The organism is Spiroplasma endosymbiont of Amphibalanus improvisus (genome assembly GCF_964030645.1).
In the GTDB taxonomy this organism is placed as follows: domain Bacteria; phylum Bacillota_I; class Bacilli_A; order Mycoplasmatales; family Mycoplasmataceae; genus CAXIPX01.
Window position 1 is genome coordinate 271,422 of sequence record NZ_CAXIPX010000003.1, and the last position, 11,966, is coordinate 283,387.

Consider the following 11,966-nt stretch of genomic DNA (forward strand, 5'->3'; position numbering starts at 1 on the left):
ATAAAACATTATTAATAAATTTATTATATAATTTTAATAATTATTTTTCAGGAGCATTAAAATGAAAAAATTAGTTAGTTACTTAGGCTCAATATCAATAATAGGTAGTACACTTTGTGTTACAGCTTGTGATGTTGATAATGAGGCTTTTTTAGAATATATGTATGAAGATGTTGCAGTTATTTCTCAATTAGAATTACGACCTTACATTGCCAGTGATAACCAACAAGTAAATGGTCAAAATATTGATACAAATTATTTAGTAAATGAAATGTGAGGTTTAAGTGTCAACAATTATTTAGATGATGTTCCAAGTGATTCAACCTGAAATGTCGCTAGTTTTTCAACTATGTTTGCCAATGCTCCAATCAATGGTAGTGATATTGATATTTATAATGTTACAGATGGCACAACCCCAATTAGTGCTAGTTTTGAAAGTATTTATGAATATGTTCCAATGATTATAACGTTGTTATCTCAAGGTTTAGACTATGGTTTAGTCCAATCTTTAAAAGGTGTTATTAGTGGTTTATTGGGTTATGGTGATAATACTTCAACAGAAGAATCTGTTTACAATTTAGGTAATAGTCTGCAAAATACAGATTTTAATAGTATTTCTGCAATCTTCCAAATTAAGGATTATGACAATTATGAAGACGCTATAAAAGATGCTGGGGTATGGATCGGTTCTTACATTGACGGAACTGACAAAAATATTCAACACTTAATTCAAGGAATTATAATTATTATTGATTACATAAATGCTTTCGATTTTTCTCATAACCCTGAAAAACCGGACAATTTGTTCTCATCCACAGATGATAATAAAACATATATTAAAACTATTCTTTCTAGCAAACCGGAAAATGGTTGAAATGAATTAGATGTTACTAAATTAATTCAAAATATTCAATTTACATTATCAAATGAACCAGGAAGTTATGGTTTGAATAAATTAATATGAGTTCTTTGTGGTGAAACTGGTGGTGTTCCTAAAGGCGGGGGTACATACATATTAAAACCGATAATATTAGGATTACTAGGTATAAATATAAGTCCAATATTGGTAGAGATCGATGCAGTTCTTTCCCGATTACCAAGTCTTAATGATTTAATAGATATAAATAAATTAATTTATGACGAATCTATTAGTGAATTAATTAGTTCACTCCCTATAAATTTACCTTCATCACCCTTATTTTACTTTTTAAATCAAATGTCTGTTAATGATTTATTAAATCAAATTTACCAAAAATTAGATCCTGATAAATCTACAAGTACAGAAGATTACACATTAAACTTAAATGATCTTGCCGCTTTAATCGCTTCATTAGGAACTATTCCAAATGACAATAATTTATTATCACAAGATGATATTGATTGATTAACTGATGAATACGGTTCATTTGAACCTAAAAATGCAATTGATTTTACAAAAATGAATACTTTGACAGCTGCATTATTATTCATTGGAATTGGCAATGAAACAAATGGACCACAATCTGGTTTAGATAAGGCTTTTGATATTTTAGGCTGCGACTCATCATCATCAACTGCTGGATATCGAAAGGGTTCTACATTAGAAATTTTAAATAGTTTGTTGCAAACAAGCGAAAATTGTGCGCTTAACCAAATTATGCTTATTATAGGTGATTTAATTCAAGACATTCACAAAGGTGAAATTGCTAATGCCAATGAAAATTATCTACCTTACATTTTTGATGATAATTATTGAACATTAGCCAATCAACAAATTTACAGCACTGGTGATACAGAATTTATTGAATATGACTATGCATACAAAGATGATAATGGAACTACATATAATTATCATGTTAAACTAAACTGTGATCTTAATGATATTAACGCTAAATGAAATTGAGTTTCTGTTAAAAAAATCTAATAGACTAACTCTAAAATATAAAAAACCAGAATATTTATCTTCTGGTTTTTTATATTTTTAAAAATAGAATTATATAATTTTCACAGCAAGTGATTCTGCTGGGTTTTTACCTAATTTAATATAGGCCATCACAAATGAAAAAGAATATACAATAAATATTAAAATCAATGTTATAAAAATATTATACCAATCAAAACCAAACGGCACTACTAGACCGGCTGTGGATACTAAAATAATATTAACTACGTATAATGCTCCTACTGCTAACAACGAAGATAATGCTCAAGATATAAACACAAATGGTATGAAATTATGGAGGGTTAAAGACATTATATGTCGCTTTGAATAACCTTCAGTTTTCATCTGGTTAGAAAAAGTATAGTATTTCGAGATAAATAAGTTTGATATTAATAATACTAATAATGCCGAACATAAAACAATAAAAATTATAAAGAATGAAGTAAATGCTATAAAAACTCCAGAAATTTCATTAATGAAATTTTTCTTCTGGACTAATAAATCCATATTATTTATAGAAGCATTCATTCGGTTTAAAAATGTATTTTGACCATTAACCAAATTACAACCGATATTAATTGTAGGCGATAACTGACTCTGAGTGGTGAAACCGATTGGCTCAGCAATATTTGAAAAACTTGTGTTGTACCACATATTGGTTCCGATCAAAACTTGAGAATAAGAACTCGTGATATTATTTGCAAATGTGGCGTCATCAGAGATTGCGAGTGATTCATCATTTAAGACAGGTGTTGTTTGCACCATTTCTGATGAATCATAACCATAAATTAAATTAGATAAATTATTATCTAAGTATAATACACCAGAACCATATGTCTCTGATTGGTCAACAACATTATATTTTATATTCACTGAACTGTTATTAGCAATATTGGGATTAGAATTATATTCTAATTTCCACCCTGCATCAAGATCATTATTGACTAATTCATAAGTTAAGGCTACCAATCAATCAGAAGGTGAATTGAAGAAATTCCCGAGCGCACTGTCAGGGTCATATGCTTCACTAAAATTTAAATCATATGGTTTAACATCAACTCATTTTGAGGCATTTGGACTAGCATCTTTAACGCAATCTGGAGGAGTTGCGTTATCTTCTGTTACTTTGCTATAATCTGTTTTTTCCGTAGCTGAATTAACAAAATTTAATTTTCACACATCATCATTTGGATCAGGGATATATAAATGCATGTTTTTAAATTCATAATATGGTCTTAAGACCGTTTGGTAACTTACAGTTCCACTAGCATCGATATTACTGTATGTCATCAACTTACCATACGCATTTTCAGCAATTTTTTCAGTTTCCATACTATTATACTCATCTTTAAAACTAAAATCAGAGTTATTTAATTCAAATGGATTTAAATAAGCTGATTGTCCATAATCAGGATTTTCCTGGTCTTCGTCTTTTAAATTTATTGTTGAATTAAAATATGCTGATTTTTGTTCAACTGACAAGGTTTTAAAATATTCTGAATGAAAGAAATCAGTGTCATCGTAAATCCAATCAGATTTATTTAACGGTACAAAATTACCTGCTGCATCTTTATATTGTAATTCCTGACGACCAGAAATGTTATAATCATCGTCTAATACCCCATTATAATCTTTAGGTTTCCCTAAATCTATTAACGCTTGAGGTGAAGCGATTGTTGGAATTAAAATAGTATTGGTACTTTTATCATAAATTTTATAACCAGAATCAGTAAAAATATCTTGTGTAACATTGTCACTATTTGGACTATTCAATAACTCATTTAATTGATTAATTGTATTACTATCAACAAAACATTGGGATTTTTGTGCGCTAGTTAATTTTAAAATATTATTATTTTGATCTAATCCGTTTGTAGTAATTTTTGTATTGTTATCAAAAGTGTTGTTAAAATTGGTAACTAATGCGTCTTGTCCGTATACTGAATTATAAAAATTTCAACCAAAAACAAACTGGTCTTTTTTTGCATCCGAAGAATTAACAATATTTTTGACATAATCTGGATATTTACTTAATACTAACTGTACAATTTGGTCTTCTCAATTGTCTCCAGAAGGTAATTCTTTTATATCTAAAATTTGTTGTAATATTTGAACAATTCCGATACTCAAACTATCATTAACTTGGCTGGTTTTATTTATAGCGTATATTTTGGCATCTTCATTGGTTTTACCATCTTTTATTGCTTCATTGTAAGTATAATTATAAATTAAATTCAAAGTACCAATAATCATTCCTACAGAAAATCCATTTCCATTTCCTGAATAAAAATTATTTCCAAACATTTCAGTCAATAACGAATAAACTTGACTACTATCATGATATATAGTATCAACAGTTCATTTTGGATAATAACCAACAGCTGTATCTTTATTATTAAATAAGAAAAAAGGTATTGGTGAAGTATTAAGATCAGAATTAAAATAATTATTTAAACTATCATAACCGCCACTTTTAATAATATTTCCATTTTCATCATAATAATTATAACCTTTATTTGCAGAATAGTTATTTTCTATTACATTGGGATCTTGTATTAAATTAGTTTGAAGTTTAGTTAGTGGTGAATTATAAACAGAAGTATTAAATGCATATTCATTTTTATATTGCATATCATTAAAAAAAGAATCGGATAAATTTGTAAAAACTGACGGCAAAGATAAAACTAATGTCATTATAAATGATGATGTAAATATGACGATAGACAATATAGTGATATTTTTAACAGAAGAACTTACCACATTAACTCGAAAGTTTGCGGAAAATGATTTTTTATTAATCAATTTCTGACCTCAAAACTTAATTGTCTTATTTTGTTTTCATTCATCTTTTTGATTGATAACATCAATAACAGGTTTTCTTAAGACAAACATGGACATAAGAAATGATGTAATAAATGCAATTATCCCTACTATAGCAAAGGAAAACAACAAAGATAGTGGATTTAAAACAAAATTAGAATAATCTAAGGAAAAAAAATCATCAAAAAAACTACATAACTGTATTTGAAATATTGTACCTAATAGTCAACCTATCGGTATAGCGAAAAAAGTGATAACAAACGCATAGGACAAATACGAAAGTGAAATTAAATTATTTGAAACACCTAATGATTTTAATATTGCGATTTGTGATGAATTTTTTTCAATATTTTTTTTAATAGATATAAAAACAGAGATCAAACAAATTACTAAAATTATTGCTGAAGAAAAATATAAAATTCATTTAAATATAAATAATAATTTTGGGAATACTGTCCAATTACGAGAATAAGGTGAAGTATTAAAAGATGTTATAAACGAAGAAAGTGCTACAGAATCTTTTTGATTGTCTTCATTTTCATTATCGAACGGAATAATTGAACCACCATTTCCTAAAAAATTACTAAAATCCATTATATTAGAATTAAATCCACTTTTAGTCGTCAAAAAAATGTGTGTTTCTAGTGTTGAATCAATAGAATCAGTAGAATATTCAGGTATGAATTGTTTTTGCGCTGATTGTGAAATATAGATCACTCCTGAAGTTGAAGTGTCAGGAATGAATTGTTCATTATTGGCTGCTGGTATATAAGCGAATGGATCAGTTCCAATACCAGAAATTTGATAAGGTTTATTATTTATTGAAATTCAATCTCCTACATTTCAATGATTAGATTTTGCAAATTGTGGTGAAATAACTATTTGATTTGAATTTTTAGGCAACGCCCCTTTCATCAGTGTGACATCAGGATTATTAGTGTTATAAAGAGAATTTGGATTATCTAACAAAACTACTCTGTACTTAAAATTATTTGTTTGGTCAGAGACATATATTTCATTTCTAATATCAAAATCAAAATTACAAATTTGAGCAGCCATTTTTGTATGAAAATACATATAGTTTTCATCATTAATTTCTCAATTATTTATTTGTTGGTTTCCATCTTTCAAAGGTAAATAAAATGACATGTTACCATCATCAAATATTATTTTATCAGAAATATTAGTTCCAGTATTGAAAGCTGTAGTACTCACACACCCATGTAACCCATATTGATTGATAATTTTTCCTCGACTTAAATTATCATCAACATAAGAATTTATCGGATCACCCCCACCTGCGTCATCAGATGCCTCAGAATAAGTATATGGATGGTATGAATTAGTATTGTCATCATATTTTAAATCACCAATTCAAGTATTTTCATTAGAAAAAACAGTATTAGATTGATTATTACCTAAAATATTTTGTTCTAAAAAATTAGAACGATCAGTAGTGTTTGCATATTTTAAAAAATTATAATCAATTCAACTATAAAAAGTAGTAGATTCATATTGTAAAAAATTATCTAGAAAAAAGTAGTCAGTAATCGCTGTTTTGCTAGGATCATATATTTGTGAAAAATATTGATAAATTAAAGATTCAGAAGTCATCTGAGTTATATCATGATAATGATCTTGTCCTTGATATTTATATCCAACTTGTCCTGTAGAAACTGCAGAATACAAATTTGAAAATAAATCATTTTTTAGTTGTTCTATAAAACTTGTGCTATCCAAACTTGCATAATCGTTCAAATAATTATTATAATGACCACTAGTATTTTGAGGATCAAATATCCCATCAAATAAAGTACCTTGGCAATTATCACCGGCAAAATATAAATTATAGTTAGTTGAAATTAAATTATCGTTCAAAACGTCAGTATCATAACTATAAGCATATTCTAAATCTAATAATGGGTAGATAAGTTGTTGAACTGGAGCGACAGTATCACTTTGTCGATCATTATAATGAAAATCATAATCAAATTCTGGCGTATCATTAAAAACAACTTGTTCATTATCCATTAATCTTGAAAAAGAAGTGATTCCTGAAACCAATAGTGATACCGAAAGAATAGCTAACAACAGAATTACAATAAACTGTACTTTTGAAACTAAAACACCTTTAAAGCCTTGTTTGAAAAGAAGTCAATAATTTTTTCATTTCGGAGATTTATTAGACATAGTTTATTAAACCTTAACAGAATAAAATTTTTATATAATAAAACAATTTTATTATATACTATTTTCAAAAAAACATAAAAAAAACGAAGAATTAATTCTTCGTTTTACAAGACTGGCAACGTGCTACTTTCGCTTTTCAACTATCATCACCGCTGTAGTGCTTAACTTCTGTGTTCGGCATGGGAACAGGTGTAGCCACTACGCTATAATCACCAGACAATTTTTTTTGAGCAATCATTCGCTCAAAACTGAATATTAGACTTAATATCAAAAAGTTTTTTTGTTAATAAAATTAGAAGCTGTCGACCGATTAGTAATGGTTAGCTGAACATATCACTATGCTTACACACCCATCCTATCAACCTCATAGTATTTAAGGGGTCTTACTCCACAAGGGAGGGGAAATCTCATCTTGAAGTTTGTTTCTCGCTTAGATGCTTTCAGCGATTATCAATTCCGCACATAGCTACCCAGCTGTGCCACTGGCGTGACAACTGGAGCACCAGAGGTGCGTCCATCCCGGTCCTCTCGTACTAGGGATAGCTCTTCTCAAATTTCCTGCGCCCACAACAGATAGGGACCAAACTGTCTCACGACGTTCTGAACCCAGCTCGCGTACCGCTTTAATGGGCGAACAGCCCAACCCTTGGAACCAACTACAGCTCCAGGATGCGATGAGCCGACATCGAGGTGCCAAACCTCCCCGTCGATATGAACTCTTGGGGGAGATAAGCCTGTTATCCCCAGGGTAACTTTTATCCGTTGAGCGACGGCCCTTCCACACGGGACCGCCGGATCACTAAGCCCAGCTTTCGCTCCTGTTCGACTTGTAAGTCTCACAGTCAAGCACCCTTCTACCTTTGCGCTCTACATACGATTTCTAACCGTATTGAGGGTACCTTTGGGCGCCTCCGTTACTTTTTAGGAGGCGACCGCCCCAGTCAAACTACCCACCTGACACTGTCTCCGATCTGGCTAACAGATCAAGGTTAGATTTTCAATATAGCAAGGGTGGTATTCAAAGGACGACTCCCTTGTAACTAGCGTTACAAGATCATAGTCTCCCACCTATCCTATACATACTATATCGAAAATCAATATCAAGTTATAGTAAAGCTCCATGGGGTCTTTCCGTCTAGTTGCGGGTAACCTGCATCTTCACAGGTACTAAAATTTCACCGAGTCTATAGCCGAGACAGCGAAGGGATCATTACGCCTTTCGTGCGGGTCAGAACTTACCTGACAAGGAATTTCGCTACCTTAGGACCGTTATAGTTACGGCCGCCGTTCACCGGGGCTTCAATGCATTGCTTCGTCGAAACTAACAAATTCTCTTAACCTTCCGGCACTGGGCAGGCGTCACCCCCTATACGTCGTCTTACGACTTTGCAGAGAGCTGTGTTTTTGCTAAACAGTTGCCCCTTCCTCTTCACTGCGGCTCACTAAAAAGTGAGCATCCCTTATCGCTAACTTACGGGATGATTTTGCAGAGTTCCTTAGCTATAGTTATCTCGCTTGCCTTAGGATTCTCTCCTTGACCACGTGTGTTCGTTCTCGGTACAGGTATTATATAAATTAACGCTAGAAGCTTTTCTTGGAAGCATGGCTTCAGACACTACACTACTTACCAAAGTGTTCGTTCCCCATCACGTTTCAAGGTTAATACAACACGGATTTACCTATGTTGCCCTCTTTACGCTTGGCCTGGAATCCAATAACCAGGTTGTCTTAGCCTTCTCCGTCACTCCATCACTTTATATAATAGTACAGGAATATCAACCTGTTATCCATCGACTACGCTTTTCAGCCTCGCCTTAGGACCTGACTAACCCTGGGTGGACGAACCTTGCCCAGGAAACCTTAGTCAAACGGCATGAAGGATTCTCACCTTCAATCGTTACTTATGCCGGCATTCTCACTTCTAATAAGTCCAATAGTCCTCACGGTCTACCTTCATCCCTATTAGAACGCTCCCCTACCACCCTTTCGGATCCGTAGTTTCGGTAATATACTTTAGCCCCGTTACATTTTCGGCGCAGAATCACTTGACTAGTGAGCTGTTACGCACTCTTTAAATGATGGCTGCTTCTAAGCCAACATACTAGCTGTTTGTGCAATTCCACATCCTTACACACTTAGTATATATTTGGGGACCTTAACTGACGATCTGGGCTGTTACCCTCACGAGCATGGACCTTATCACCCATGTTCTGACTGCCAGACATGCAATAATGGCATTCGGAGTTTAATTGTAATCAGTACCGCTAGGTGCGGCCATCATACATTCAGTGCTCTACCTCCATTACGCTAATTCTGACGCTAGCCCTAAAGCTATATCGGGGAGAACCAGCTATCTCCAGGTTCGATTGGAATTTCACCCCTAGCCACAAGTCATCCGCGGTCTTTTCAACGAACGTCGGTTCGGTCCTCCATTAAGTGTTACCTTAACTTCAACCTGCTCATGGCTAGATCACCTGGTTTCGGGTCTATGACAACATACTGAACGCCCTATTAAGGCTCGCTTTCACTACGGCTCCGTATCTTCTACTTAACCTTGCATGTCATCATAACTCGCCGGCTCATTCTACAAAAGGCACGCTGTCACTCATTAACGAGCTCCAACTTCTTGTAAGTATATGGTTTCAGGAACTATTTCACTCCCCTCTCGGGGTTCTTTTCACCTTTCCCTCACGGTACTGGTTCACTATCGGTGAATAGGTAGTATTTAGCCTTACGCAGTGGTCTGCGTGGATTCCGACAAGATTTCTCGTGTCTCGCCGTACTCAGGGTACTACTTGGAGATTAAATTATTTCGTGTACAAGACTTTCACTTTCTATGGTGTTGCTTCCCAACAACTTCCACTATAATTTAACTTTGTAACTCCGTACAAGTAGCCCTACAACCCCGAATAAATTCGGTTTGGGCTGTTCCCGTTTCGCTCGCCGCTACTAAGGGAATCGCATTCGCTTTATTTTCCTCTAGGTACTAAGATGTTTCAATTCCCTAGGTATCACTTCACTACAGCTATGAATTCACTGTAGGATAATTAGCTTTAAAACTAATTGGGTTGCCCCATTCGGAAATCCCCGGATCAAAGCTTACTTCCAGCTCCCCGAGGCTTATCGCAGGTAATCGCGTCCTTCATCGTCTCCTATTCCCAAGGCATCCACCATACACTCTTATTAACTTCATAAGTTTATTATTTGTGATCAAAAATCCTTTTTGATTGAGATTTTCTATTTTGAAATTTCAGTTTACAATTTTGGAAAAATTGATAACAGAAATCATTCAAATTAATGAATTATTTGAGATGTCTAATATTCAGTTTTCAAAGAACAATTGTTGACAGAAAATGAACTCTGAAAACTAGATATAACTTTACCATATAAACAATTAAACCGAAATTTAATATAAATGTTTATACAATTATTCTCCATAGAAAGGAGGTGATCCATCCCCACGTTCCCGTAGGGATACCTTGTTACGACTTCACCCTAATTATCAATCCTGCCTTGGGCGGCTCCTTCCGAAGTTAGGATACCGACTTCTGGCATTATCAACTCTCATGGTGTGACGGGCGGTGTGTACAAGACCCGAGAACGTATTCACCGCGGCATTGCTGATCCGCGATTACTAGTGATTCCGGCTTCATGAAGTCGAGTTGCAGACTTCAATCCGAACTGAGACCGACTTTATCAGATTAGCTTCCCCCTCACGGGATTGCAACTGTTTGTATCGGCCATTGTAGCACGTGTGTAGCCCAGGACATAAGGGGCATGATGATTTGACGTCATCCCCACCTTCCTCTAGCTTACACTAGCAGTCTTGTTAGAGTATCTCAACTAAATGGAGTAACTAACAACAAGGGTTGCGCTCGTTACGGGACTTAACCCAACACCTCACGGCACGAGCTGACGACAACCATGCACCACCTGTCTCAATGTTAACCTCAGCTATATCTCTATAGCGTTGCACTGGATGTCAAGCCCTGGTAAGGTTCTTCGCGTTGCTTCGAATTAAACCACATGCTCCACCACTTGTGCGGGTCCCCGTCAATTCCTTTGAGTTTCACTCTTGCGAGCATACTACTCAGGCGGAGTACTTAATGCGTTAGCTGCGGTACCGACTTAAAAAAGCCGACACCTAGTACTCATCGTTTACGGCGTGGACTACTAGGGTATCTAATCCTATTTGCTCCCCACGCTTTCGTGCCTAAATGTCAGTAATAGGCCAGTTGACAGCCTTCGCCACTGGTGTTCCTCCGAATATCTACGCATTCCACCGCTACACTCGGAATTCCATCAACCTCTCCTACACTCTAGTGAGACAGTTTTCAAGGCGGACCAGAGTTAAGCTCTGGTTTTTAACCTCAAACTTGCCAAACCATCCGCGCACGCTTTACGCCCAATAAATCCGGATAACGCTCGCCACCTATGTATTACCGCGGCTGCTGGCACATAGTTAGCCGTGACTTTCTAATCAGATACCGTCAGAATAGCATCATTTCCTATGCTATCTATTCTTCTCTGATAACAGATCTTTACAACCCGAAGGCCTTCATCAATCACGCGGCATTGCTCCATCAGACTTTCGTCCATTGTGAAAAATTCCCTACTGCTGCCTCCCGTAGGAGTTCGGGCCGTGTCTCAGTCCCGATGTGGCCGGTCACCCTCTCAGGTCGGCTACGTATCATCGCCTTGGTGAGCCTTTACCTCACCAACAAGCTAATACGCCGCATCCTCATCTATTAGTGACGCAAACGCGTCTTTTAACTCTGATTGATGCCAATCTAAGTTTTATGCGGTATTATCAGTCATTTCTAACTGTTATCCCCCGCTAATAGGCAGATTAGATACGTGTTACTCACCCGTTCGCCACTGGAGTGCAAGCACTCCCGTTTGACTTGCATGTATTAGGCATGCCGCCAGCGTTCATCCTGAGCCAGGATCAAACTCTCATTTAAAATAAATTTAAAATTTATCTCCTGGCTTAATTGTTTATTGACAGTTATTAATCTACACTGATTAATAATGA

2 protein-coding genes and 3 rRNA genes are annotated in these 11,966 nt (G+C 34.9%); 1 reads left to right on the forward strand and 4 read right to left on the reverse strand.

Annotation, left to right across the window (positions count from 1 at the left end):
* The first annotated feature begins 61 nt into the window (after window positions 1-61).
* The gene (locus tag AAHM77_RS01620) at window positions 62-1,903 is read left to right on the forward strand and encodes a hypothetical protein (protein ID WP_342252397.1); all 1,842 of its coding nucleotides are present in this window, start codon (window positions 62-64) and stop codon (window positions 1,901-1,903) included.
* A gap of 69 nt (window positions 1,904-1,972) precedes the next feature.
* Here the strand turns inward: AAHM77_RS01620 and AAHM77_RS01625 are convergent, their stop codons facing one another.
* The 4 genes from AAHM77_RS01625 to AAHM77_RS01640 form a co-directional block, all read right to left on the reverse strand.
* Window positions 1,973-6,931, reverse strand: a complete 4,959-nt coding sequence (locus AAHM77_RS01625) for an FtsX-like permease family protein (RefSeq protein WP_342252398.1) — start codon at window positions 6,929-6,931, stop codon at window positions 1,973-1,975.
* A gap of 110 nt (window positions 6,932-7,041) precedes the next feature.
* Window positions 7,042-7,148 (reverse strand): 5S ribosomal RNA (gene rrf, locus AAHM77_RS01630).
* Between the two features lie 73 nt (window positions 7,149-7,221).
* Window positions 7,222-10,125, reverse strand: a 23S ribosomal RNA gene (locus AAHM77_RS01635).
* A 246-nt stretch (window positions 10,126-10,371) separates the two neighbouring features.
* Window positions 10,372-11,895, reverse strand: a 16S ribosomal RNA gene (locus AAHM77_RS01640).
* Together the 16S, 23S and 5S rRNA genes form the textbook arrangement of a ribosomal RNA operon.
* Window positions 11,896-11,966 lie beyond the last annotated feature (71 nt).